The sequence below is a fragment of the Micromonospora fluostatini genome (assembly GCF_050410825.1).
GTDB classification, from domain to species: domain Bacteria; phylum Actinomycetota; class Actinomycetes; order Mycobacteriales; family Micromonosporaceae; genus Micromonospora; species Micromonospora rosaria.
The window spans coordinates 4,386,223-4,410,038 of record NZ_CP191251.1 but is presented as its reverse complement, the minus strand read 5'-3'; the positions used below and the strand labels follow the sequence as shown (position 1 = coordinate 4,410,038).

Genomic DNA, 23,816 nt, shown 5'->3' with positions numbered 1-23,816 from the left:
GGCCAGGCGCGCGACTGCGGACGAGCACGCGCGGCGACCGTCGTTCCCGCCGCACCGGTACGGGGCGGGGACGACGCGACCCGACACCGGCGACAAATGCCCCGGATCCGGCGTCCAGGTGCTTACAGTGATCACATGAGTGCGGTACGTGCCGGGCGGTCGGTCGACCATGACCGGGCGGTGGACCTGCTGCGGCGCTCGTACGCGACGGTGCCCGCCGGGGAACCCGTCCGCCTGGCGAAGCGCACCTCGAACCTGTTCCGTCCCCGGGCCGCGCCCCGGGCACCGGGGCTGGACGTCACCGGCCTGGGCGGGGTGCTCGCCGTCGACCCGGTCGCCCGGACCGCCGACGTGCAGGGCATGTGCACCTACGAGGACCTGGTCGACGCCACCCTGGCGCACGGGCTGATGCCGCTGGTGGTGCCGCAGTTGCGCACCATCACGCTGGGCGGGGCGGTGACCGGGCTGGGCATCGAGTCCACCTCGTTCCGCAACGGCCTGCCGCACGAGTCGGTCGTCGAGATGGACGTGCTCACCGGCGCCGGCGAGCTGGTCACCGCCCGGCCCGACGGGGAGCACGCGGACCTCTTCGCCGCCTTCCCGAACTCCCTGGGCAGCCTCGGGTACGCCACCCGGCTGCGCATCGAACTCCAGCCGGTCCGCCGGTACGTGGCGCTGCGCAACGTCCGGTTCCGCCGGCTGGCGGAGCTGACCGACGCGATCGACGAGATCACCCGTACCCGGTCCTGGGCGGGGGTGGAGGTCGACGCGCTGGACGGGGTGATGTTCAGCCCCGGCGAGGCGTACCTGGTCCTGGGAACCTTCACCGACGAGGCCGAGCGGGTGGGCGACTACACCGGCCAGGCCATCTACTACCGGTCGCTGCGCACCCGGACCCGCGACGCGCTGCGGACCCACGACTACCTGTGGCGCTGGGACACCGACTGGTTCTGGTGCTCGGCGGCGTTCGGGGTGCAGCACCCGGTCCTGCGTCGGCTCTGGCCGGCCCGCTGGCGGCGCAGCGACGTCTACCACCGGCTGGTCCGCTTCGAGCACCGGCACCGGGTGGCCGCCCGGATCGACCGGCTGCGCGGCCAGCCACCCCGGGAACGGGTGGTCCAGGACGTGGAGGTCCCGGTGGCGCGGACCGCCGAGTTCCTGCACTGGTTCGCCGCAACGGTGGGGATGAGCCCGGTCTGGCTCTGCCCGTTGCGGCTGCGCGAGCCGGCCGGGGCGTCGTCCGCCCGGTCCTGGCCGCTCTACCCGCTCCAGCCGGGGCGGACCTACGTCAACGTCGGGTTCTGGGGCAGCGTGCCGATCGCCCGGGGCGCCGCCGACGGCGACGTCAACCGGGCGATCGAGGCGACCGTGGCCCGGTTGGGCGGCCACAAGTCGCTCTACTCCGACGCCTACTACGACCGGGAGTCCTTCGACCGGCTCTACGGCGGCGCGACCTGGCGCGCGGTGCGGGAGCGGTACGACCCGGACCACCGGCTCACCGGACTGTACGAGAAGGCGGTGGCACGACGATGAGCGTGACCGAACGGGAACCCGGCCCGGCGAGTGTCCCCGGCAGCCCACCGGTACCCGGCCGGCGGCCCCGGGCCACCGTCGCGGACGTGATCCGCACGATGACCGACGGGGACCTGCCGGTCCGGGTGAGCGGGTACGACGGCAGCGCGGTCGGCTCGGCGCAGCACGGGATCACCCTGGCGGTGCGCTCCGAGCGGGGGCTGTCGTACCTGCTCACCGCCCCCGGCGACCTGGGCATGGCGCGGGCGTACGTCAGCGGTGACCTGGCCCTGGAGGGGGTCCACCCGGGCGACCCGTACGAGGCGCTGCGGCTGCTCAAGGACGAGGTGCGGCTGCGTACCCCGGCGGTGACCGAGGTGCTGGAACTGGTCCGCCGGCTGGGCTGGGAACGGCTGCTGCCGCCCCCACCGCCCCCGCAGGAGGCGCTGCCCCGCTGGCGACGGGTGCTGCGCGGGCTGCGGCACTCCCGGGTCCGGGACAGTACGGCGATCTCGCACCACTACGACGTCTCGAACGCCTTCTACGAGCGGGTGCTCGGCCCGTCGATGACGTACACCTGCGCGGTCTACCGCAGCCCGGACGACACGCTGGAGCAGGCCCAGACGGCCAAGTACGACCTGGTCGCGCAGAAGCTCGCGCTCACGCCGGGGATGCGCCTGCTCGACGTGGGCTGCGGCTGGGGCGGCATGGTCCGGCACGCCGCCCGGGAGTACGGCGTGCGGGCGCTCGGCGTGACGCTGTCCCGGGCGCAGGCGCAGTGGGCGCGGGCGGCGATCGAGCGGGAGGGGCTGACCGACCTGGCCGAGGTCCGGCACCTGGACTACCGGGACGCCCCGCGCGAGCAGTTCGACGCGATCTCCTCGATCGGGCTGACCGAGCACGTCGGGGTCCGCAACTACCCGGCGTACTTCGCCGCGCTGCGCGACCGGCTGCGCCCGGGGGGCCGGCTGCTCAACCACTGCATCACCCGGGTGGACAACCGGGCTCCGCACCGCTCCGGCGCGTTCATCGACCGGTACGTCTTCCCGGACGGCGAACTGGCCGGCCCCGGCCGGCTGATCGGCGAACTGCACGACGTCGGCGTGGAGGTGCAGCACGAGGAGAATCTGCGCCGGCACTACGCGCTGACCCTGGCCGCCTGGTGCCGCAACCTGGCGACCAACTGGGACGGCTGCGTCGCCGAGGTGGGGGCGGGCACCGCCCGGGTCTGGGGGCTCTACATGGCCGGCTCGCGGCTCGCCTTCGAACGCAACGGCATCCAGTTGCACCAGGTGCTCGCCACCCGGACCGGGCCGGCGGGGGAACACGACTACCCGTTGCGGCCCGACTGGACCCCGTGACGAGTGCCGCGCCGGCAGGAGTAGGCGTCGGGTCGGCGGGGTACTGGCGGTCGATGTCCTGCCACCTCCGACCACGCACCCCCACCCGACGCCGCCCGGTGGGTTGAGCCGATGACCCGTTTCCTGTGCTGGCTGATCGGCCGACCGGAGACGCCCCCCGTCCCGGTGCACTCCGTCCCTCCGCCCTGCACCCCGCGCCGCCGGCACCGCAGCCGGACCCGCCGTCCCCGCGCCGGTTTCCGGCTGCCCCGCGCACCGTGGAACCGGTCCGCCGAGCGGTAGCCGCCGGTCGCGCGCCACCCGGCCGGTGTGATCTACCGCCCGGTCCGACCCCGGCCCGATCCCGCCGTCACCCCGCTGGACCTAGGGTGGAGGCGCAGTCGGCAACGGGGGGAATGCTGTGCGCAACCATCCGGCCGTGGTGCTGGTCGCCGTCCTGCTGTCCACCATCCTGCTGCCGGTCTCGTTGACCGGCGCGTCGGTGGCGCTGCCGGACATCGGGCGTGACCTCGACGCCGGCCTGGCCGCCGTGCAGTGGGTGGTGAACGGCTACAACGCCACCTTCGCGGCCTGCATGCTCGCCGCCGGCGCCCTCGCCGACCTGTTCGGCCGGCGCCTGCTGTTCGCCGTCGGGGTCGCGCTCTACGCCGGCTGCGGCCTGGCCGGGGCGTTCGCCACCGACATCGTGCTGCTCGACCTGGCCCGTGCCCTCGCCGGGGTGGGGGCCGCCGCCGCCGCGACCAGCGCCGGTGGTCTGCTGGCCGAGTCCTTCCCCGGCCGGGCGCGGGCCCGCGTGTTCGGCCTGTTCGGTACGGCGCTCGGGGTGGGGCTGGCGTTCGGCCCGTCCGTCGCCGGGCTGCTGATCGAGGGCTTCGGCTGGCGGGCGGTCTTCGCCGGCCCGGCGCTGTTGGCGCTGGTCGTGCTCGGCCTGACGCCGCTGCTGCCCGAGTCCCGGCAGCCGCACCCGGGGCGGATCGACTGGCTGGGCGCGGTCACCTTCACCGGGGCCCTGCTGCTGGGCATCGTCGGTTTCGTGCAGGGCCCGGAGACCGGCTGGACCGACCCGGCCATCGTGCTCGCCTTCGTCGGCTCCGTGCTGCTGCTGGCCGCCTTCGTCCGGGTCGAGCGGCGGCGGCCGGACCCGATGTTCGACCTGGCGCTGCTGGTCCGGCCCCGGTTCGTCGGCATCCTGCTCGCGGCGGCCACCATCGTCGCGGTCCTGGTCCCGCTGCTGGTGTACCTGCCGTCGTACCTGACCACGGTGGTCGGGCTGGGGCCCGGCGCGGCCGGTGCCACGCTGATCCTGCTGACCGCCCCGACGCTGGTGCTGCCCCTGCTCGGCGCGGCGCTGGTCCGGCGGGTGGGCGCCCCGGTGGTGATCGTGACCTCGGTGGCGGTGGTCGCCGTCGGCGCGGCCTGGACGACGGTGATCGGGCCGGACAGCGCCCCGCTGTCGCTGGCGGCGCCGCTGCTCACCATGGGGGTCGGCGTCGGCCTGTCGATGGGGCTGCTGGACGGGCTGGCCATCGGCAGCGTGGAACCGGCCCGCGCGGCGACCGGCGCCGCCATGATCAACACGGCCCGGCTGGCCAGTGAGACGGTCGCCATCGCGGTGGTCGGCGCGGTGCTGGCGACCACGACCGGTGGGCGGCTCGCCGACCCCGGGTTCACCGGCGGGCTGCACGCCGTCCTCTGGACCATGGCCGGGGTGGCCCTGCTCGCGGTCGGCGTCATCACCCTGCTGGTCCGCGACCGCGCCGCTGCCGCGCCGCCCTCGCCCGCGCTCGCCGCGACCTCCGACCCGCCGGTCGCCGCCGCGCCGCCCGGGGAACGACCGCGGTAGGCCGCCCGGCGGTTGCCGGCCCGGCGTGCGGGCGGATCGCGGGTCGGCCGCTATCGTGGCGGGTCATGCGGAGCACGGAGCAGCGACTGGCCGGCATCCGGGGTGGGGTGCCGCCCCGACGGCACAACGCCCGCACCATCGCCGCGCTGACCGGCAACCCGGGCTGCACCCGCCGGGCCGTGCTGGACAGCGCCGGGGTGGACAAGACCCGGCTGGCCGAGCGGATCGGTTTCCCGGCGCGGTTCGGCCAGTCCCGGTTCGCCATCACCCGGGGCAACGCGTTCGAGGCCCAGCTCAAGGCCGACGGCGGTACGGAGTTGCTGCGGCTGGTCGCCGAGCGGCTCGGCGTACCGGTGCCGGAGTCGGCGAGCTGGACCGACCTCGGCGACGGCGCGGACGACACCCGGCACGACCTGGCCGCCCGCCAGCAGCGGTCGCGGGACCGGCTCCTCGCCGCCGTCCCGTCGTCCGGGGCCGACACGGCGGCGCTGTTCGACCATCCGCTGCTCGGGCTGGACGTCGCCGGGCAGCGGGTGCACCTGGAACCGGACCTGGTCGCCGCCCGGCTCGCCGGCCGCTGGCACGTCGTCGAGATCAAGTCCTTCCCGGTGATCGACGGGCAGGCCGACCCGGCCAAGGTCGCCGCCGCCGCGATCCAGTCGGCCGTCTACGTGCTGGCGCTGCGCGACCTGCTCACCGCCGCCGGGCACGATCCCGGGCTGGTCGGCACCGACGTGGTCCTGGTCTGCCCCCGGGACTTCGGCAACCAGCCGGTGGCGAGCCTGGTCGACGTGCGCAAGCAACTGCTGGTGCTGCGCCGCCAACTGGACCGGATGGCCCGGATCGACACGCTGCTGGCCGGCGTACCCGAGGACTTCACCGCCGACCCGCAGGCCGACCCGGCGACCCTGACCGCCGGGCTGACCACGGTGGACGCCCGGTACGCGCCGGACTGCCTGGCCACCTGCGAGCTGGCGTACTTCTGTCGGCACGAGACGCGCGGGCAGACCGGCGCGCTCGGCCGCCCGGTCCGGGAGGCGCTGGGCGGGGTCGCCACCGCCGCCGAGGCCCTGGCGCTGGCCGCCGGGGAGCGCACCCCCGAGCCGGAGCAGGCCGAGGCCGCCGCGCTGCTGCGGGCCGCCGCCCGGTTGCGCGCCGACGCCCTGTCGGGACACCCCGGATGAGTACGCTGCGCGCGCTGGCCCGTGCGCAGGCCCTCGCCACCGGGCGGGCCCAGCCGGTGGCGACCGTCCGCCACCTGCACCTGGCCGACCGCCCGCTGGTGCTGGTGCCGCTGACCCTGGCCGGTGAGGCGAACGCCCCGCTCGCCGCCCTGGTCGGGGCGGCCCCGGAGGAGGCCCGGCTGCTGGTCGTGCCGCAGCCGCGCAACCGGGACCAGCGCTTCGCGTTCGCCGCCGACCTGGCGTCGGTGGTGCTCTCCTGGATCGACGAGCACCGGGGCCCCACCGAGGCGGTACCGGTGGACCGGGGCCGGGACGTCCGGCACCGGTACCTGGACGCGCCGCAGCTCGTGGTCCCCAACCCGGCCGGGGTGACCTTCCTGCGGCTCTTCGGCCGGTCCACCCGGTTCCGGCGTACCGACGGGGAGTACCCGGTGCACCCGTCGGTGCCGCTGCTCGGCCAGTGGCTGACCTTCTTCGCCGAGCGCGCCGAGCATCCCGGCTCGGCGGCCACCGTGGCGCTGACCGAGGCGTTGACCCTGCACTGGGCCACCGGTCAGTCGGTGGTGGAGGACCTGCACCTGCCGGCCCTGCTCGGCTGGCTCGACCCGCCGGCCGGGCTGGACGGGGCGCAGGCGGCGGCCCGCGCCGAGGACCCGTCGGTCTGCCCGCCGGCCGGGCCGGCCACCGACCCGGACTTCGACAACAAGGTCCTGGCCCCCGCGATGGCCGCGTACGACGCCGCCGGGGACGACCCGCGCGCCCGCCAGGTGGCGTACGCGGAGCTGGAACGGCTGCTGCGCGGCCAGCTCGCGCCGACCTGGGAGCTGGTCTGGCGCGGCCTGTCGCTGCTGCGCGCAATGCCGGCCGGGGAGCGGGTGGCCGGCCGGTGGAGCGGGGACCGGGACGCGTTCACCGGGTACTGCGAGCACGTCGACGCCGGGGGTGGCCCGCAGCCCCGCCGGGACGGGGCGGTCGCCGCCGCGCAGCGCCTGCACCGGCTGGAACGGGCGCTGACCTCGTACGCGGTCCAGCGCGCCTACGACGACCCGCTGGTGATGGCCGAGTACCGGCTGACCGGGGAGGCGTTCGTCGGCGAGGTGACCCTGGCCGACCCGCACCGGATCGACGACAGCGGGAAACGTCCGGTGCTGCGCCCCCGGATCCAGGTGGTCACCACGGAGCCGGTGCTGGTGCCGGTCGGCGCGACCCTGACCTCGCCGACCCGGCCGGGGCAGAAGGCCCGGGTGGTCTTCGTGACCCCGACCGCCGGGGCGAAGACCGAGGTGGTGCTGGAGCTCTCCGGTGGCATGGGGCGGGGCCGGACGGCGGCGCCCGGCACCGTGCCCGAGGTGGGCGAACGGCTCTGCTACACGACGCTCGGCGACACCTTCCTGCCCGCCCCGGCGTTCCCCGCCACCGAGGAGACCCCGTGGACGCACGGCGGCCCGCCCGCCCCGCGCGAGCCGTTCGACGCCGACGTCCCGGCGCACCCCCGCTGACCACGGTCCCCGGCCGGACGCCGGGCGGGATGTCGGACCCGGGTGGCATCCTGACCGGGACCGCTGCCGACGACCCGCTGGAGGGCGTGGTGCTCATCATCGCCGGAACGTTGCACGTCGACCCGGTCGGCCGGGAGGCGTACCTGGCCGGCTGCCGACAGGTGGTCGAGCAGGCCCGGTCCGCCCCCGGATGCCTCGACTTCCACCTGTCGGCGGACCCCCTCGACCCGGCGCGGATCAACGTGTACGAACGCTGGGCGGGGGAGCGGGAGCTGTTGGCGTTCCGCGCCGCCGGGCCCGACGACGGGCAGGCGGAGCAGATCCACGCCGCCGACGTCCGCCGGTACGTGATCTCTGCCGTCGAGGCGCCCTGACCACGGCACCGGGCCGGGCGGGTCAGGCCGGGGGAGCCGCGGGCGGGGGTTCCGGCGGCAGTCCGGGGGCGAGCCGGCGCAGCGAGGTGAACGTCGGCAGCAGCGCGTCGTACAGCTCCTCGTGCAGCGGCAGCAGGGCCGCGTACGTGGCGGCGGCGGCCGGGTCGGGGGTGACCGTCTCGGCGATCTCGACCAGGTCGGCGGCGACGTCGATGGAGGGGACCAGCCCCAGCGCCTGCATGCCGAGCAGGGCCGCGCCGAATCCGGAGCCCTCGTGCCCGGCCGGGAACCGGACCGGCAGGCCGAGCGCGTCGGCGAGCATCTGCCGCCACAGCGGGCTGCGCGCGAAGCCGCCGCTGGCCCGGACCTCCCGGACCTCGTTGCCGGCGGCCCGCACCGAGCGCAGCACGACGGCGAGCTGCTGGCACACCCCCTCCAGCGCCGCCCGGACGAGGTGTTCGCGCCGGTGGCCGTGGGTCAGCCCGACGTACGCCCCGCGCGCCAGCGAACTCCAGTGCGGGGCCCGCTCGCTGAGCAGGTACGGCAGCATGATCAGCCCGCCGGAGCCGACCGGGGCGCGGGCGGCCAGCGCGAGCAGCTCCTCCTCGGTGTGCTCGGTCAGCTCGGGCGCGAGGGCGTCGCCGGCCCAGCCGAGCACGATGCCGCCGTTGTTCACCGCCCCGCCGACCACCCACCGGTGCTCGGTCAGCGCGTAGCAGAACACCCCGCCGAGCGGGTCGACGGCGGGCTGCTCGACCATCACCCGCAGCGCCCCGCTGGTGCCGATGGAGCAGGCCAGGACGCCGGGGCGGACCGCGCCGAGACCGAGGTTGGCCAGCGGCCCGTCGCCGGCGCCGACCACCACCGGGGTCTCCGCCGGCAGCCCGGTGGCGCGGGCCGCCCCGGGGGTGAGGCCGGGCAGCACGGTGGTGGTGGGGACCAACCGGGGCAGCTTCGCGGCGGTGATGCCGGCGATCTCCAGCGCCTCTGGGTCCCAGTCGAGCCGGTGGATGTCGAGCAGTCCGGTGCCGGAGGCCAGCGAGTGGTCGGTGACCAGCTCTCCGCAGAGCCGGAGCAGGAGCAGGTCCTTGATGCCGACCCAGCGGGCGACCCGCGCGAAGACCTGCGGCTTCTGCTCGGCGTACCAGACCAGTTTGGGCAGGGGGGCCATCGGGTGCACGGGGGTGCCGGTGCGCCGGTGCAGGGCCAGCCCGTTCGCGGCCACCCGCAGCCGTTCGGCCTGCCCGCTGGCGCGGGCGTCGGCCCAGGTGACGACCGGGGTGAGCGGCTCACCGTCGGCGTCCAGCCCGATCAGGCTGTGCATCGCCGAGCTGAACGACAGCCCGGCGACCGGCCCGGCCAGCCCGGCCGCCACCGTCCGGACGGTCTCCAACACGGCGGCGTGGATCAGGTCGAAGTCCTGTTCGGCCCGGCCGGGCAGCGGGGCGTCGAGCGGGTACCCGACGGCGTGCGTGCCGAGTTGCCGGCCGTCGGTGTCGTACGCCACCGCCTTGGTGCTGGTGGTGCCGATGTCGACGCCGATCACCACCTGCCGGCCGTTGCCGGGGTCGCCCACGCCGCATCCTCCTGACGCCGCCTCGTGCCGGACGACGACTCCGCCGGTCGCGGGTGACGTTACCGACTCGTCGCCGTCCGCACCGACCGGGCCCCACTGTCCGGTTTGGCGGTATCAACCTTTGTGTTGGTTTTAGTCGCTGTTCGGGTAATTGACGGCTCGGTGCCCGGTAGCTCCCGGTGGTTCCCCTCGTTGATCAGGGCGACACCCCGGTGACGCGGCGGAGGAGTCGGCATGACGAAGACTGATTCGACGGGTACCTGGCGTTACCGGTGGGCACACCGGCGCAACGAGCGGCTGCGGCAGGCGTACCGGGCCGCCGAGTCGGCCTGGCGGCAGCGCGACGGCGAACTGCGGCGGCTGCGGGCCGTGGCGGCCGGCTTCGGCGGCGACCCCGGCCCGGACCCCGGACTGCCGCTGGCCCTCGCCCCCGACGAGCGGGTCCACTGGGCGGTGCCCGCCGCCCGGCTGGTCGAGGTACGGCACGCCGTCGTGCTGCCCGCCCCCGAACTCACCGTCACCCTCGGCGGCACGCCCCGGCGTACCCGCCGGCCGGACGGGGTCCGGGTCGCCGACACCGGCCTCGCCGTGGTCACCAACCGCCGGCTGGTGCTGCTCGGCGGGCGCGGCCGGCGCGACTGGGCGTACGGCCGGATGACCGGGCTGGCCCACGACCCGGCGGCGCCCGTCACGCTGATCCAGGTCCTCGACCGGCGGGCCGCCTCCGGGCTGCTGCTGCCGCCGGCCGCGGCGGCGGAGTTCCGGTTCACCCTGACCCTGGCCTTCGCCGACGCGATCGAGCAGCGCCCGGCGATCGTCGCCCAGCTCGACGAACTGATCGCCGAGCACGCCCAGGTGCGGCCGTTCCGGCCCGAGATCGCCACCCCGGCGCAGGCCCGGTTCACCGCCCGGGTGCCCGGTGGCCGCCGGACCGTCGCGGTCGCGGCGGCCGGCGCGCTGCTGGTCCCCGCCGTGCTGCTGGACTCCGACCCGCCGGTCAGCCCCGGCATCGAGGTCGCGGTCGCCGCCACCCCGCACACCGCCGCCGCCGACCCGGCGGCCGAGCGCCCCCGCCCCCACCGGTCCGCCGCTGCGGACGCCGCCGCCCCGGAGGTCACCGCGACGCCGGTGGCCCGGTCGCCGAAACCCCGCCGCGCCACCGGGGCGACCCCGTCCGCCCGGGACCGGTTCTGCGGCGCCCCGCGCAACCCGTTCGGGTACGACTACTGCGGCGGCGAGCGGGTCCACCACCCCGACGAGGCGATCTGCGCGTGGTTCTCCTGCGGACAGGACTTCTGGCTCGGCGAGGGCTACCTGGTGCAGTGCCGGGACGGCTCGGTCAGCCTCTCCGGCGGCCAGCCGGACGCCTGCGCCCGGCACCGGGGCGTGCGCCGTACCGTATGGTCCTGACCCGCCGGCCGGTCGCGTCCGGCGGTCAGTCGTCGGCGCGGGGGTGACCCAGCATCAGGTCGGCCAGGCGGCGCAGCGCCGGTGCGGCGGCGAGCAGGTCCCGCCGGTCCGGCTCGGGCAGGTCGTCGAGCGCGGCGGCGAGCAGGTCCCGCCGGTACCGTCCGTACCAGGCGGTGCGCTGCCGGGCCTCGTCGGTGAGGGTCAGCCGCACGATCCGCCGGTCGGCGGGATCCCGGTCGCGGTGCAGCAGGCCGGCGGCGGTCAGCTCGCCGACCAGGGTGCTGACCGTGTTGGCGGCGGTGCCGAGCCGCTCGGCGACCTCCTTCACCCCGATCCCGGGCCGCCGCTGGACCAGCCGGAGCAGCTCCACCTGGGCGTCCGGCAGGGCGGCCCGGCCGGAGCGCTGGACCGCCCGCCGACGTAGCACCCGGTGCAGGTCACCCAGGGCGCCGCCGAGCTGGTCGACGCTGTCCTCGTCCGTCACGTCACTCATCTCACACCACAACTACTCTGACTACAGAGATATCTTGTCCGGGACGAGAACGTACCGGAGGCCCCCGCATGTCCACCGTCGCGCCACCCGCGCCGAGCGCCCCGCGGATCATCCCACCCACCGGCCGGGCCGGGGTGGCCCTGCTGGTGCTGCTCGGCCTCATGACGGCGGTCGGCCCGCTCTCGCTCGACATGTACCTGCCGGCGTTCCCGCTGATGACCGGGGACCTCGCCGCCACCCAGGCGCAGGTCCAGCTCTCCCTGACCACCTGCCTGGTCGGCATGGCCGTCGGGCAACTCGTCACCGGGCCGCTCAGCGACCGCTGGGGCCGGCGCACCCCGGCCCTGATCGGGCTCGGCGGGTACGTCCTGCTCTCCCTGGTCTGCGCGCTCGCCCCCTCCGCGCCCGCGCTCGCCGCCCTCCGGTTCGGGCAGGGCTTCGCCGGCGGGATGGGCGTGGTGGTGGCCCGCGCCGTCGTCCGGGACCTCTACGCGGGGCGGGCCGCCGCGAAGTACTTCTCCCGGCTCACCCTGATCTTCGGCATCGCCCCGGTGGCCGCCCCCGCCATCGGCAGCCTGGTGCTGCGGGTCGGCTCCTGGCGGACCGTCTTCGTCACCCTCGCCGGGATCGGGCTGCTGCTCGCCCTCGCCGTCGCCCGCTGGCTGCCGGAGACCCTGCCCGCGGCCCGGCGCAGCACCGGCGGCCCGGCCGACCTCGGCCGGGTGGTCGGCGCGCTGCTCACCGACCGGGTCTACCTCGGGTACGCGGTCACCCAGGGGCTCGCCTTCGCCAGCCTCTTCGCCTACATCTCCGGTTCGTCCTTCGTCTTCCAGGACGTCTTCGGCCTCTCCGTCACGGCGTTCACCGTCATCTTCGGGGTCAACGCCTGCGGGCTGGTCATGATGGGGCAGCTCAACGCCCGGCTGCTCGACCGGTTCAATCCCCGGACCCTGATCGTCGGCACCCTCGCCGCCAGCACGGTGGCCGCCCTGGTGACCCTGACCGGGGCGCTCACCACGACGGTCGCCCTGGTCGTCGTCGCGCTCTTCGTCTTCGTCGGCTCGCTCGCCATGGTCATGCCCAACGGCACCGCCCTCGCGCTGGACCGGCACCCCGCGCACATCGGTACCGCCGCCGCCCTGCTCGGCGCGATCCAGTCGGTGATCGGCGCGCTCGCCGCGCCGGTGGTCGGGCTCGGCGGGGAGGGCAGCGCCGTACCGATGACCGTGGTGATGTGCGCGGCGGCCGGGCTCTCCCTCCTCGTCGTCCTCACCATGGCCCGCCCCGACCGTCGCGCAGCCTAGGGTGTTGTCGGACCCGGCTGGTGTGATGGCACGGTGGGAGAGTCCGAGGTACGCCGCACCGTCGAGACGGCCTGGCGGATCGAGGGTGGCCGGGTCGTCGCCGCCGGCATCGACGTCGAGGTCGACGTCCGCCGGGTCAACGAGATGCCCTGACCCACGGTGGTGCCCCCGGGAAGCCGGGCCGTGGGCCCGGCCTCCCGGTCGGCGACGCCGGTCGCCCCAGCCGGGTGCCTACTCCGGGGCGTGGCAGACGGCCTCGACGTTGTGGCCGTCCGGATCGCGGACGAAGGCCCCGAAGTAGGTCGGGTGGTACTCCGGCCAGACCCGGGGCGCGTGCAGCACCTCCGCGCCCGCCGCCACCGCCGCGTCGTGGAACGCCTGCACCGCCGCCCGGCTCGGCGCGGTGAACGCGATGTGCGCCTCGGGGACCGGGTCGGCCGAGCCCGCCGGACTGAGCCAGAAGTCCGGCGTCCGGACGCCGTAGCCGAGCACGTCGCCGTACTCCAGCATCCGGCGCGCGCCCAGCGGCGCGAGAACGGTGTCGTAGAAGGCCCGGCTGGTCGGGACGTCGCGGACCTGGATACCGAGATGATCGATCATGAAAAGCTCCCCCGTGGGTCGTGGCGGGCGCCACGCTAGACCGGGGGTACGACAGGACCGGGTCCGGTGACCACGACGTCGAGGGGCCCCACCGCAGCGGCGGGGCCCCTCGACGAGCTGCGGTCTGCCGCTCAGGAGAGCGTCTGGAGGTAGTCCGGGTTGGCCTTCAGCCACTCCTCGACGGCCTTCTCCTCGTCACCCTTGTGGGTGTTGAACATCAGGTCCTCCAGGGAGGCGAGCTGGTCGCCGTCCAGCTTGAACTTGTTCAGCATCGAGGTCGCCTCGGGGAAGTCCGCGCCGAAGCCGGTACGACCGAGGCTGTGGATCTGCTCGGCCTGGCCCAGGGTGCCCTTCGGGTCGCTGAGGTCCTTCAGGTCGTACTTGGCGTACGCCCAGTGCGGGTGCCAGAGGGTGACCACGATCGGCTTCTCGGCCTTGATCGCCCCGTCCAGCGCCGCGAGCATCGCGGGCGTGGAGGAGGTCTTCAGCCGCAGCTTGCCGTCCAGGCCGTACTCGGGGATGACCTTCTCCTGGGTGGCCTTGGTCAGGCCGGCGCCCGGCTCGATGCCGACGATCTCCCCGTTGAAGGTGCCCGCCTGGTCGGCCAGGTCCTCCAACGAGTCGACGCCCTGCACGTAGGAGGGAACCGCGACGCTGAGGCTCGCGCCGTCGTACCAGGTGCCCAGGTCCTCCAGCTTGTCGCCGTACCGCTCCAGGTAGGAGGCGTGCGTCTGGGGCTGCCAACTGTCCAGGAACAGGTCGATGTCACCGCCGGCGAGACCACCGTAGACCAGGCCGGCCTCCAGGTTCTTCAGCTCGACCTCGTAGCCCTTCTCGGTCAGGATGTGCTGCCACAGGTACGACACGGCGATGGCCTCGTCCCAGGCCATGTACCCGATGGTGATCTTCTTGTTCTCGCCGGAACCGCCGGCGGCGTCCGAGTCGGTGCCGCAGGCGGCGGCGCCCAGCGCCAGGGTGGCGGTCATCGCCACCGCGAGGAGCCGCTTCATGCTCGTGAACACAGTTGTCCTTCCTGTATGGGTGTGCCGACGCGGCACGCGCACGCGCAGTGGGGCGTCGGCGGACGGGCGACGGTCAGTGGGCCTGCCGCGCGAGACGCTGCGCCCGCGCGGAGGGGAACCGGTCGCCCACGGCGTCGGTGAGCCGGTCGAGCACCACGGCGAGGGTCACCACGGCGATCCCACCCTCGAAGCCGCTGCCGACCTCGACCTGGGAGAGCGCGAACATGATCACGTCGCCGAGGCCACCGGCGCCCACCATGCCGGCGATCACCACCATGGACAGCGCCAGCATGATGACCTGGTTGACCCCGGTCATGATCGTGGGAAGCGCCAACGGCAGCTTGGTCCGCAGCAGCACCATCCACGGTGGCGCGCCGAACGACTCGGCGGCCTGGACGATCTCCTTGTCGACCTGACGCAGGCCCAGCGCGGTCAGGCGCACACCGGGCGGCATGCTGAACACCAGGGTGGCCAGCACACCCGGCACGGTGCCGATGCCGAAGAAGAAGATCGCCGGGATGAGGTAGACGAACGCCGGCATGGTCTGCATCAGGTCCAGCACCGGCCGGGCCACCGCGGCGACGCGCCGGTTCTCGGCGACGAGGACGCCCAGCGGGATCGCCAGCAGCAGCGCGAGGGTACTGGCCACGAGGACCTGCGCGAGCGTGCTCATGGTCTCCGCCCAGTAGGGCATGCCGGCCACCAGGCCGAGGCCGACGGTGACCCCGAGGGCGAACTTCCAGCCCCGCAACCACCAGCCGAGCGCGGCGAACACCCCGACGACCACCACCGCCGGTACGCCGGTGAGCAGGTCGTTGAGGGGCTGGACCAGGGTGTCGACCAGGGTGGCCACCCCGTCGAAGACCGGGCCGAGGGTGCTGGTGGCCCAGTCGACGACCGACTCGGTCCAGGTGCCCAGCGGGATCCGGGGCAGCCACCCGTCCAGCGGCGACTGAGTCACGCTCATGCCGGTTCTCCCTTGGTGGTGCCCACCAGCTTCACGTCAGCCTGTGTCAGGGCGGCGGTGGTGTCGTCGGTGGCGGACTCGGCGGGGGTGGCCGCCGGGTCGGGCGAGGCGGCGGCCAGCGCGGTGAGCAGGGTGATCCGGGGGATCACCCCGGCCAGCCGGCCCCGGTCGTCCAGCACTGCCACCGGATGCTGGCTCGCCGCCGAGTCGGCGAAGAGGTCCGCCAGCGCGGTGTCCGCGCCGACGCTGCGGACCCGTTCGGTCGACACGTACCCGTCGAGGTTCGGGCGGCCCTCGCGCAGCGCCGCCGAGACCTCGTCCTCGGTGACGGTGCCGAGGAACTTCTTCTGCGGACCGGTCACGTACACCACCGAGGTCTGGTTCTCCCGCAGCGCCTTGGCGGCGACCCGGGGGCCGGCGCTGAGATCCAGGACGCTCTGCGCCTTCTCCATCACCGAGGAGGCGGTGAGGATCCGGGTCCGGTCGACGTCGGCGACGAACTGCGCCACGTACCCGTTGGCGGGGTCGGTCAGGATCTCCTCGGCGGTGCCGATCTGGACGATCCGGCCGTCGCGCATCACCGCGATCCGGTCACCGAGCCGCATGGCCTCGTTGAGATCGTGGGTGATGAAGACGATCGTCTTGCCCAGCTCGGCCTGGAGCTCCAGGAGCTGGTCCTGGATCTCCCGGCGGATCAACGGATCCAGCGCCGAGAACGCCTCGTCCATCAGCAGGATGTCGGTGTCGGCCGCGAGCGCGCGGGCCAGCCCGACCCGCTGCCGCATGCCGCCGGAGAGGTGGTGCGGCAGGTTGTCCGCCCACTCTTCGAGGCCCACCATGCGTAGGGCCTCCAGGGCCCGCTCGCGCCGCTGGGCCTTCGGCAACCGGGCGACCTCCAGCGCGTACCCGGCGTTCTCCGCCACCGTGCGGTGTGGCATGAGCGCGAAGTGCTGGAAGACCATGCTGATCTTGTCCCGGCGCAGCTTGCGCAGCGCCGCCGGCTTGAGCGTGGTCAACTCGACCCCGTCGACCCGGACGCTGCCCCGCGTCGGGCGCACCAGGCCGTTGAGCATCCGGATCAAGGTCGACTTCCCGGAGCCGGACAGGCCCATCACGACGAAGATCTCGCCGGGGCGTACCTCGAAGGTCGCGTCGATCACGGCCGCGGTGGCCGACAGCCCGGCCAGGGCCTCGGCCCGGGGCTGCCCGTCCGCCAGGCGCGTTACCGCCTCGTCAGCCCGGCTGCCGAACACCTTGTAGAGCGACTGCACTGCGAGCGCTGACACGATCTCCTCTCCGACGGAAACCGGTGGCGGATCATGGCCAGTGGTGCCCATCTTCGTTTCGTCCGTCTATATCGACATCGGCATATGCATTGGTCCGTACGGGCCGGTCGAGGAACCTACCGACGTGATCCCGATAAAGCCAGCCGATCCGGGGGTGAACGTGGGACTTGACACAAAATTCGAGGCTCACCGGTGCCGATACGGGACGTACGCCCTCGAGTGGAACCGGCCAGCGAGACTGGCTGTGAGCAGGCGTTTTGCGTGACGGGTGCGCGGATTGTCCGAGTCCGCGCGCACGGAGCGCGACGGTTCGCCGACTGTTGTCGGCGCGCCGGACAAAGGTGACGGTGTCGATGGAGAACCGTCACGCGATCGTCATATTTCGAGGGTTCGGTCTCGGTGGATTCTCCTCGGTATCGATTCTCGTCGGACGACACGGCGGCTGCCGGCTATCCGCAAACAATTGCCGATTCGACGCGGTCGGCGGGTGGGGTGCGGTCTCGGTCGGGCCGGCACCCGCCCCCGGGCGGCGGCGTGATCGTCGCCTGGGTCGGGGTGGGTGGGAGGTTTGCCCAATGATCGAGGTGGATATAAGGCATGCCGTGAATGAGCCGACACGCAGCGCCGGCCCCTACAGCCGGTTCCAGATGAGGGCGCTGGCCGTCACGAGCGCCGTACTGTCAGTAGTGATCATCGTCTGGGGTCTGATTCTGGCCGCCCAGGGTGACTCCAGGGGCGGAAAGGCGGTGGCGATCGGTGTGGCGGTCGTTCTCGTGCTGGTCGTCGCCATCCCGTACGGAGTGCGCAAGGGCCGGATCTGACCGCCTGGTCTCATGCGCGCGCTGGCAGCAGCGTCCGCGTTGATGGCGGTCGTCCTTCTGGGCTGGGGTCTGTTCCTGGTGGTCGGAGGGGACTCCACTGGCGTGATGCTGCTCGTCGTAGGCGCGGTACTGGCGTTCATCGTTGCCGTCGTGCTGCCCCGCAGCAGGCGGCACGGACGCACCTGACCTGGCTGTCGTTTATGGACTGTCGCCGGTGGGGATCCCACTGGCAACGGATCGAGCAGCGAGGAGGACCAGATGTCCGAGCAGTACCGGGATGACATCACTGCGGCGGTCGGGCGGATGGGCTCGTCGATCGGGGCGAGAAGCGAACTGCGCGAACTCGAGTCGAAGCTGACCGCCGACGAACGGGTCCTCGCCCTGGTCGCCGGGCGTCACGGCCCGGGCAACGGTTTGCTGACCCTCACCGACTCGCGGGTCTTCTTCCTCTTCGACGGGCTGATCCGGGACGCCCTGGTCGAGGCGCCCCTCAGCGACGTGGCCAGCGTCGGTTGGGAGTCCGGACTCAACCTCGGCCGGCTCACCATCAGGGCAGGCGGGGAGATCGAGGTCAGCGGCGTGGACAAGGACGGTGGCGAGGCCTTCGTCGCGGCCCTGAACGAGGCGAAAGCGGCGGCGCCCCACTGACCCCAGGGCGACAGACGGAACCTGAGGTGACGACCTGCCGGGGTCGTCACCTCAAATTTTCTGCGGGCCAGGTTGCGCTGGGTCCTCAGGCCGCGATGGCGCGCGCTGCGGCGTACAGGTCGGCGGGGAGCGGGTACGTCAACTCCCAGACGATCCGCATCGGCCGGTCCCCGGTGTGCGACCGGTACGTCATCGGCCCGGCGTACCGGTAGGCGGGCGCGCCCAGATCCCGGTCCGGCACCCGGCTCTCCCGGACGAACAGGTGCACACTCGACCCGCGCTCGGCGTGGTGCGCGTACCGCTGCCCGGTCGCCGAGGCGGCCGAGGTGGTGCTCTGCGACTCCCACTGGAACAGCGTCTCCGTGATGGCCCGGTCGGCGTACATCGTGGTGGGGGAGTAGTGCTGCGCCGACTTGACCAGGGTGACGAAGAACAGGTCAGCTCGGGCCTCGGGCAGCCACTTCACGCCCTCGCGCAGCGACCCCGGGTTCGCCATCCCGAACGCCGCGCACGCCTCGTTGCGGCTGTACCGGGCGTGCACCCGCAACGGGCCCAACGGCACGGTCACCCGGTGGATCCGGTCGCGGAGCACTTCGACGACCTCACGCAGCTCGGCGCAGCGGGCCGGCTCGGCCCAGAGCCGGGCCAGCCGGTCGTCGCGTGCGCTCAGCGGCACGTTCGGCCCCCACAGGTCGAAGTGCAGCAGGTCCCAGAGCCGATCCCCGACCGCCGGGTGCTCCCCGGCGGCGACCCGGGCCAGCAGGTCGAGCCGGTCCACGTCGTCGAGGTGCAGCATCCGCCCGATGGCCCGCCCCAGCGTGGCGTCGTCGGTGGCCGTGCCCGACGGCGGCACCGGTAGATTAGCGGCCCGGCGCAACCCGGTCCAGCCGCCCAGCGTCGCCGACCGGTACACGTCCTCGATCTCCAACCCGGTCTCGGTGAGGAACGTGGCGAGCGGGACGTCCCCGAGCTGCCGCAGCTCCGCGACCAGACCCCGGGGTGAGTTCGGCAGCGCCGACTTCAGGTTGGCGAGAACGACATCCTTGGCGATCCGGTCGAGCTGGACGTGGCAGCCGCTGGGCAGGGCCGGGAAGCCCTGATCGACCGCCTCCCGGACGGCCCGCCGGCTCACCCCGGTCAGCGCCCGCCACCGCAGGTCGAAGCGGAAGTTGGCGTGCTGCCCGCCGATGAAGTCGAGCACCGTCAGGCAGGCCTTGTCGTCGTCCAGGCGCAGCCCCCGGCCCAACTGCTGGAGGAAGATCGTGGCGCTCTCGGTGGGCCGCAGCATCAGGATCGTGTCGACCATCGGCAGGTCGACGCCCTCGTTGAACAGGTCCACCGTGAAGAGGACCCGCAGTTTGCCGGCCTTGAAGTCGCGGATCAGGTCGTGCCGCGCCGGCTGGTCGACGGTCGACGTCACCGCCGCCGACGGTACGCCGTGCCGGGTGAACCAGTCGGCCATGAACTCGGCGTGCCCGATGCCCACGCAGAACCCGAGCGCCCGCATCCGCCGCACGTCGACGGTGTCCCGGGTGGCCCGCAGGATCAGCCGGGCCCGCGCGTGGTCGGCGGTGTAGAGGGCCTCCAGCTCCGCCCGGTCGTACCCCTGCCCGCGCCGCCACCGCAGGCGCGACAGGTCGGTGTCGTCGTGCAGGCCGAAGTACTGGAACGGGGCGAGCAGTTGGCGTTCGAGCGCGTCCCACAGGTGCAGCTCCACGGCGGCCCGGCCGTCGAAGAACCGCCGCACGTCGCCGCCGTCGGCCCGGTCCGGCGTCGCCGTCAACCCCAGGAGTACGCGCGGTCGCAGCCGCTCCAACAGCCGGGCGTACGTCGGCGCCTCCGCGTGGTGGAACTCGTCCACGATCACCATGTCGTACGCCTCGGGGTCGACCTCCCGCCGGTGCAGCGACTGGATCGAGGCGAAGACGTGCCGGGCCTGGTGCGGCCGTTCCCCACCGACCAGCAGCTCACCGAAGCTGCCGTCCCCCATCACCTGCCGGAACGTCGACCGGCTCTGCCGCAGGATCTGCTCCTGGTGGGCGACGAAGAGCAGCGAGTCCACGGTTCCGGCCCGGTGCAGCCGCCGGTAGTCCAGTGCGGCCACAATCGTCTTGCCGGTGCCGGTCGCCATCACCACCAGGTTCCGGTGCCGCCCGTGGACCTGTCGCTCCGCGTCCAGGTCGGCCAGGATCTCCGCCTGGTACGGGTACGGCCGCACGTCCAGGCGGGCCAGCTCGATCGGCGTGTCGGTGCTGCGTTCCCCGCTCAGCGCCTGCCGGAGCTGCTCGGCGTCCCGTTCCGGGTCGTACGCCTCGAACGCCGGGTCGTGCCAGTAATCCTCGAAGGTGGCGGCGAAGGTGTCGATGACCTGCCGCTGCTCGACGTTGGAGATCCGGACGTTCCACTCCAGCCCGTCGTGCAGCGCCGCCTTCGACAGGTTGCTCGACCCGACGTACGCGGTGGTCAGCCCATTGGCGCGGCGGAACAGCCACGCCTTGGCGTGCAGCCGGGTGGTCCGCGTCTCGTACGACACCTTGACCTCGGCGCCCAGCTCGGCGAGCCGGTCCAGGGCCCGCTGGTCGGTCGCGCCCAGGTAGGTGGTGGTGATGACCCGCAGCCGGCCGCCCCGCCTGCGCAGCTCCCGCAACGCCGGCTCGACGGTGCGCAGCCCGGTCCACTTGATGAACGCGCAGAGCAGGTCGACGCTGTCGGCGGAGGCCAGCTCGTGGTTGATCTCGTGCCCGATCCGGGGCTGGTGCCGCCCGTTGACCAGCAGCGCCCCGGTGGAGAGCGGAGTGGTGGGGCGGGGCGGGAAACTCGGTTCGGCCGGCGGGGTTGGTGGGGCGGCGATCGCGTACAGCAGGTTCCGGGCGTCGGTGACCTGGTCACGGGCGTCGACGGCGGCCGGTTCGAGGTCGGCGATACGCTCGGCGATCCGGTTGGCGAGCGCCACCTGCCGGTTGAGTTTGTCGTCGCCGCCGGGAACGGCCTGGAGGGCGCGCCGGGCGAGCGTGGCGAGGTGCTGGGCGAGGAACTCGTGCGCGTCGGCCGGGTCGAGCCGGTCGAGCTGGACGAGGGCGGGGTCGACCTGTTGGAGCCGGTCGGCGAGCTGCCGGGTGATCAGATGCTCGTGAATCCCCTGCCCAAGATCCGTCACCCGAGGGAGGCTATCCGACTGCCGCGCAACTCGCGGCCGGGCAGGGGCAACCTGCGCGAGAAACAGCAAGAGGTACGAGGCTCCCAGATGCCCTACGAGCTTGATGAATTACGAAACGTCAATAGAGAAGAGTGTTCTGTCGTGTATCTGACATTAGATTGCTCTTTTGTGCATATTCTTCGCGCCTCGCATGATATTGATCTCGACCCTTAAGGGGATGGTTTGTAGGGTTGAGGCCGTTTTTCATTGAGTCAATGCGTGGGGCTGGCGGTATATGAGTGATCTGATTGAGCTAAAAGTGTTCGAAGCGCGCTACCAGATGCGCGATTCACGCATCGGTTGATGAACGGCGTGGGGAGTGGTATTTCCTTGGCCAGAAAATCGCCTCCTGAGAATATCTTGACGGAAGCCGTATTCGGTGCGGCCCCTGATTTAATCAAGTTCTTCGGTGGTCAGAATGCAGCCATATCTGAACTTCTCAAGTGCGGGCTTCCCTCTGATGAGGTATACGCTATTCGCGAAGATCTAACCGTAGCTCTCATGTGGCCGACCTTTGTTCATGAGAACAGCTCTCGACTTCCCGGAATGACCATCGGAATCCTGCAGTCGTTGCAATTCGTCGGTCGTACCTTCGCGAGAAAGCAAGCGGCCTTGGCTGCCTTCGAAAGCTTCGGCGGCGATGATAGCCATGCGTTCTTTCGGTATCTCGCGAACGCGATGGAGATGTTCACATCGTGGGGCCATAAACTGGAGTGGGTGGCGGATTCGGCGGTTCTTGGAAAGGGTGAGGACCGTGCGCGGCTGACTGCAGGAATGTCTGAGGCTCTTCTATTTCAGCTAGTAGGCCTACTGGTAGTGCATGGTCGGGCTGGCATTGCGGATCGGATGTTGCAACCTTGGCTGTCGGCTGCAACTGCTAGGCGTTCGGAAATTTCTGGACCCGATCCGCAAGATGTATTGAGGAGCCTGATTTCGCCCTTTCCGGAAGAGTCTTCCGAATCTTCTGGGCCGGATCACCAGCGCACTTACTTGATCTCCTTGCGTAGTAGCGAGGGATTAACTGCAACGGGTAAGGGGCCTAGCAAGAAGAAAGCACGTCGTAATGCATGTGAAAATTTCCTTGAGCTACATTTTCCTGATGCATTATCTGACACTGTTCGCCCTGGCCGCGATCGGCCGAATATGATTGAAGAATCCGAGAATCGGTCACATGCTTCTACCGCCCGCCGCATCTGCCAACTCTTTCAGGTTGACCGCGAGTTCGAGGGGCTAATCGGGCAAGCCCTGATTCATTCTTCTTGGGCGAGCGAGGATAGGGTGCTCCTGTGGAAGGCTCGCCAGCGAGACAATAGGATGCTTTCGCTGGTGGGTGATGTCATCTTAGAACACGAATATGTCGTCGCGATCGTGCAAGATTCCTGGAGGAATCCTCAGAGTAAGCTCTCTATTGTCAATATTGCAGATGAACAATATGCTAGCGCGTTCGCCGTCTGTGGCGTTGAGGAAGGTGTTCTTCTAGGTAATTCAGTTAAATCTGACGGTTACGGAAGGAAGGTGCAGTCTAAACTATTTAAGGCGTTGGCGGCTGCTCTGTGCTTGGCGACAGGAGGCAACCGTCTACTGCAGCTTGAATGGCCCTCTCAATGGAGCGATGCACTCCAACTCTTCGCACCGGGTACGCCGACTCCGCTTGATCCGACCACGGTTCTAGAGAAGACGCTCCAGAGCGTTGGTATGCGCTGGCATTGGCGCGTAAATTGTTCAGGGAATAAAGGTTCCGAAAAGCAAGTAGAAATCGACTTGTTTAGTGATGTATTGAAGAAAGAGGTCTCGCTAGGTGGGCCCCCTTTTGGTGGGCGTTGGGCGGACGGGAAGCATCTCGTTTCTTGCAGGATCCTTGAAGGCATGCCGACGGAATCAAATTCGACCACTTCGGGTCCTGCTGGACGTTCTTCAGAGGATTCTATTCAAGTCGTAAGCTCGTTCTTTCAAGATCATTTGAACGCTCTAGTTCAGGTAGATGAAAAGGCTATGCAGGGAGAGTTTGATCTGAAGGACGGTCTTGCATCGGCCCAGTCTCAGAGGGGTGGGCAGCATCGACGTTACGATTATATAGTTACGGAGGCTTATAGTGTTGACGGTAGCCGAGGTGCCTCCGGGGCTCGTAGTTTGGCATCTTCGTTCTCGAAGATTCGGAGGGAGGCGGCGTTGGTCCGGCGTTATGTTGATTGGCTAGTTGGGGTTAAAGGAGGGGTGGTTCCTCGACATAGGATACAAGTTCCTGGCTCCAGTAGCCTGCTTTTTACGGATCTCTTCGACGTCTCGACTTACGAGTTGGTGGAGGCGAAATCCTCCGCCAGTCGGAATCATTTGCGCTTAGCGATTGGGCAACTTTTTGATTATAGGAGATTCGTTCATTGCAAGCGGCTTGCTGTGCTGGTGCCAGTTCGGCCGGAAGAGGACCTCTGTATTCTCTTGCATGATGTGGGTGTGTCTGTAATTTTTGAGACCGACCCAGGGGTGTTCTCGCGGCTAAGCGCAACCTAGTGCTGAGAGGCTCCTATGCTCGTTCATTGGGGCTTGCTGTTCGGCTCGTTTCTGTTACGCGGCAGGTTCTGGTAGATGCCGCCACGCTGGTGATTAGTGCGGTTCCTGAGCGAATGGCGTGCGGCGAGCTGACTGAGAAATGTGCTAAGGAAGCGAAGGGAATGGGTTTGTGGGTCGACTCAAGACAGTGCTTCGTGTCCGGAATGCCCGAT

At 71.3% G+C, this 23,816-nt stretch carries 19 protein-coding genes; 12 read left to right on the top strand and 7 right to left on the bottom strand.

The window, feature by feature from the left end; all coding sequences use genetic code 11:
* Window positions 1–135 precede the first annotated feature (135 nt).
* The 6 genes from ACQUFX_RS19270 (at window position 136) to ACQUFX_RS19245 (ending at window position 7,773) form a co-directional block, all read left to right on the top strand.
* Window positions 136–1,533, top strand: coding sequence for an FAD-binding oxidoreductase (locus ACQUFX_RS19270; RefSeq protein WP_428961752.1), 1,398 nt, complete (start codon window positions 136–138; stop codon window positions 1,531–1,533).
* Complete coding sequence (locus ACQUFX_RS19265; protein ID WP_428961751.1) at window positions 1,530–2,873, top strand: class I SAM-dependent methyltransferase; 1,344 nt, start codon at window positions 1,530–1,532, stop codon at window positions 2,871–2,873. Before ACQUFX_RS19270 ends, ACQUFX_RS19265 begins: the two co-directional genes overlap by 4 nt.
* Window positions 2,874–3,273: 400 nt before the next feature.
* Complete coding sequence (locus ACQUFX_RS19260) at window positions 3,274–4,716, top strand: MFS transporter (RefSeq protein ID WP_428961749.1); 1,443 nt, start codon at window positions 3,274–3,276, stop codon at window positions 4,714–4,716.
* 65 nt (window positions 4,717–4,781) lie between these two features.
* Window positions 4,782–5,900, top strand: a complete 1,119-nt coding sequence (locus ACQUFX_RS19255; RefSeq protein WP_428961747.1) for a hypothetical protein — start codon at window positions 4,782–4,784, stop codon at window positions 5,898–5,900.
* The gene (locus ACQUFX_RS19250; protein WP_428961745.1) at window positions 5,897–7,399 is read left to right on the top strand and encodes a hypothetical protein; all 1,503 of its coding nucleotides are present in this window, start codon (window positions 5,897–5,899) and stop codon (window positions 7,397–7,399) included. Before ACQUFX_RS19255 ends, ACQUFX_RS19250 begins: the two co-directional genes overlap by 4 nt.
* Before the next feature lie 29 nt (window positions 7,400–7,428).
* Window positions 7,429–7,773, top strand: a complete 345-nt coding sequence (locus ACQUFX_RS19245; protein WP_428961743.1) for a putative quinol monooxygenase — start codon at window positions 7,429–7,431, stop codon at window positions 7,771–7,773.
* Between the two features lie 22 nt (window positions 7,774–7,795).
* Here the strand turns inward: ACQUFX_RS19245 and ACQUFX_RS19240 are convergent, their stop codons facing one another.
* On the bottom strand, window positions 7,796–9,349 hold the full coding sequence (locus ACQUFX_RS19240; protein ID WP_428961742.1) for a gluconokinase: 1,554 nt from the start codon (window positions 9,347–9,349) through the stop codon (window positions 7,796–7,798).
* Window positions 9,350–9,583: 234 nt separating this feature from the next.
* On the opposite strand from ACQUFX_RS19240, the gene ACQUFX_RS19235 reads away from it, so the two are divergent.
* Complete coding sequence (locus ACQUFX_RS19235) at window positions 9,584–10,759, top strand: hypothetical protein (protein ID WP_428961740.1); 1,176 nt, start codon at window positions 9,584–9,586, stop codon at window positions 10,757–10,759.
* 25 nt (window positions 10,760–10,784) lie between these two features.
* Here ACQUFX_RS19235 and ACQUFX_RS19230 read toward each other — a convergent pair whose 3' ends face one another.
* The gene (locus ACQUFX_RS19230) at window positions 10,785–11,252 is read right to left on the bottom strand and encodes a MarR family winged helix-turn-helix transcriptional regulator (RefSeq protein WP_428961739.1); all 468 of its coding nucleotides are present in this window, start codon (window positions 11,250–11,252) and stop codon (window positions 10,785–10,787) included.
* A 68-nt stretch (window positions 11,253–11,320) separates the two neighbouring features.
* On the opposite strand from ACQUFX_RS19230, the gene ACQUFX_RS19225 reads away from it, so the two are divergent.
* On the top strand, window positions 11,321–12,556 hold the full coding sequence (locus ACQUFX_RS19225) for a multidrug effflux MFS transporter (protein ID WP_428961738.1): 1,236 nt from the start codon (window positions 11,321–11,323) through the stop codon (window positions 12,554–12,556).
* A 231-nt stretch (window positions 12,557–12,787) separates the two neighbouring features.
* On the opposite strand, the gene ACQUFX_RS19220 is transcribed toward ACQUFX_RS19225, so the two are convergent.
* The 4 genes from ACQUFX_RS19220 to ACQUFX_RS19205 form a co-directional block, all read right to left on the bottom strand.
* Window positions 12,788–13,156, bottom strand: a complete 369-nt coding sequence (locus ACQUFX_RS19220) for a VOC family protein (RefSeq protein WP_428961736.1) — start codon at window positions 13,154–13,156, stop codon at window positions 12,788–12,790.
* A 131-nt stretch (window positions 13,157–13,287) separates the two neighbouring features.
* Window positions 13,288–14,166, bottom strand: coding sequence for a glycine betaine ABC transporter substrate-binding protein (locus ACQUFX_RS19215; RefSeq protein ID WP_428967004.1), 879 nt, complete (start codon window positions 14,164–14,166; stop codon window positions 13,288–13,290).
* An 85-nt stretch (window positions 14,167–14,251) separates the two neighbouring features.
* Window positions 14,252–15,145 (bottom strand): ABC transporter permease, encoded by an 894-nt coding sequence (locus ACQUFX_RS19210; protein ID WP_428961735.1) that lies wholly within the window; start codon window positions 15,143–15,145, stop codon window positions 14,252–14,254.
* Window positions 15,142–16,431, bottom strand: coding sequence for a quaternary amine ABC transporter ATP-binding protein (locus ACQUFX_RS19205; RefSeq protein WP_428961733.1), 1,290 nt, complete (start codon window positions 16,429–16,431; stop codon window positions 15,142–15,144). The genes ACQUFX_RS19210 and ACQUFX_RS19205 overlap by 4 nt, the downstream gene beginning before the upstream one ends.
* A gap of 575 nt (window positions 16,432–17,006) precedes the next feature.
* Here ACQUFX_RS19205 and ACQUFX_RS19200 point away from each other — a divergent pair.
* From ACQUFX_RS19200 to ACQUFX_RS19190, 3 genes are all read left to right on the top strand, one after another.
* Entirely contained in the window at window positions 17,007–17,252 is a 246-nt protein-coding gene (locus ACQUFX_RS19200; protein WP_428961732.1) for a hypothetical protein, read from the top strand.
* Window positions 17,253–17,264: 12 nt separating this feature from the next.
* Complete coding sequence (locus ACQUFX_RS19195) at window positions 17,265–17,438, top strand: hypothetical protein (RefSeq protein ID WP_428961730.1); 174 nt, start codon at window positions 17,265–17,267, stop codon at window positions 17,436–17,438.
* Between the two features lie 72 nt (window positions 17,439–17,510).
* Window positions 17,511–17,900 carry a hypothetical protein gene (locus ACQUFX_RS19190; RefSeq protein ID WP_428961729.1) on the top strand — a complete coding sequence of 130 codons (390 nt, stop codon included), beginning with the start codon at window positions 17,511–17,513 and terminating at the stop codon, window positions 17,898–17,900.
* A gap of 85 nt (window positions 17,901–17,985) precedes the next feature.
* On the opposite strand, the gene ACQUFX_RS19185 is transcribed toward ACQUFX_RS19190, so the two are convergent.
* Window positions 17,986–21,057 carry a DUF3427 domain-containing protein gene (locus tag ACQUFX_RS19185; protein WP_428961727.1) on the bottom strand — a complete coding sequence of 1,024 codons (3,072 nt, stop codon included), beginning with the start codon at window positions 21,055–21,057 and terminating at the stop codon, window positions 17,986–17,988.
* 342 nt (window positions 21,058–21,399) lie between these two features.
* Between ACQUFX_RS19185 and ACQUFX_RS19180 the strand changes: the two genes are divergently transcribed.
* Window positions 21,400–23,604, top strand: coding sequence for a double-stranded RNA binding motif domain-containing protein (locus ACQUFX_RS19180; RefSeq protein ID WP_428961726.1), 2,205 nt, complete (start codon window positions 21,400–21,402; stop codon window positions 23,602–23,604).
* Window positions 23,605–23,816 lie beyond the last annotated feature (212 nt).

What these genes read in the sequence shown, in the direction of transcription:
- ACQUFX_RS19195 (WP_428961730.1), top strand. Translation starts at nt 17,265, where the DNA reads ATGCGCGCGCTGGCAGCAGCGTCCGCGTTGATGGCGGTCGTCCTTCTG.
- ACQUFX_RS19215 (WP_428967004.1), bottom strand. Translation starts at nt 14,166, where the DNA reads ATGAAGCGGCTCCTCGCGGTGGCGATGACCGCCACCCTGGCGCTGGGC.
- ACQUFX_RS19200 (WP_428961732.1), top strand. Translation starts at nt 17,007, where the DNA reads ATGATCGAGGTGGATATAAGGCATGCCGTGAATGAGCCGACACGCAGC.
- ACQUFX_RS19210 (WP_428961735.1), bottom strand. Translation starts at nt 15,145, where the DNA reads ATGAGCGTGACTCAGTCGCCGCTGGACGGGTGGCTGCCCCGGATCCCG.
- ACQUFX_RS19250 (WP_428961745.1), top strand. Translation starts at nt 5,897, where the DNA reads ATGAGTACGCTGCGCGCGCTGGCCCGTGCGCAGGCCCTCGCCACCGGG.
- ACQUFX_RS19180 (WP_428961726.1), top strand. Translation starts at nt 21,400, where the DNA reads ATGAACGGCGTGGGGAGTGGTATTTCCTTGGCCAGAAAATCGCCTCCT.
- ACQUFX_RS19235 (WP_428961740.1), top strand. Translation starts at nt 9,584, where the DNA reads ATGACGAAGACTGATTCGACGGGTACCTGGCGTTACCGGTGGGCACAC.
- ACQUFX_RS19245 (WP_428961743.1), top strand. Translation starts at nt 7,429, where the DNA reads ATGTCGGACCCGGGTGGCATCCTGACCGGGACCGCTGCCGACGACCCG.
- ACQUFX_RS19265 (WP_428961751.1), top strand. Translation starts at nt 1,530, where the DNA reads ATGAGCGTGACCGAACGGGAACCCGGCCCGGCGAGTGTCCCCGGCAGC.
- ACQUFX_RS19230 (WP_428961739.1), bottom strand. Translation starts at nt 11,252, where the DNA reads ATGAGTGACGTGACGGACGAGGACAGCGTCGACCAGCTCGGCGGCGCC.
- ACQUFX_RS19225 (WP_428961738.1), top strand. Translation starts at nt 11,321, where the DNA reads ATGTCCACCGTCGCGCCACCCGCGCCGAGCGCCCCGCGGATCATCCCA.
- ACQUFX_RS19255 (WP_428961747.1), top strand. Translation starts at nt 4,782, where the DNA reads ATGCGGAGCACGGAGCAGCGACTGGCCGGCATCCGGGGTGGGGTGCCG.
- ACQUFX_RS19270 (WP_428961752.1), top strand. Translation starts at nt 136, where the DNA reads ATGAGTGCGGTACGTGCCGGGCGGTCGGTCGACCATGACCGGGCGGTG.
- ACQUFX_RS19220 (WP_428961736.1), bottom strand. Translation starts at nt 13,156, where the DNA reads ATGATCGATCATCTCGGTATCCAGGTCCGCGACGTCCCGACCAGCCGG.
- ACQUFX_RS19190 (WP_428961729.1), top strand. Translation starts at nt 17,511, where the DNA reads ATGTCCGAGCAGTACCGGGATGACATCACTGCGGCGGTCGGGCGGATG.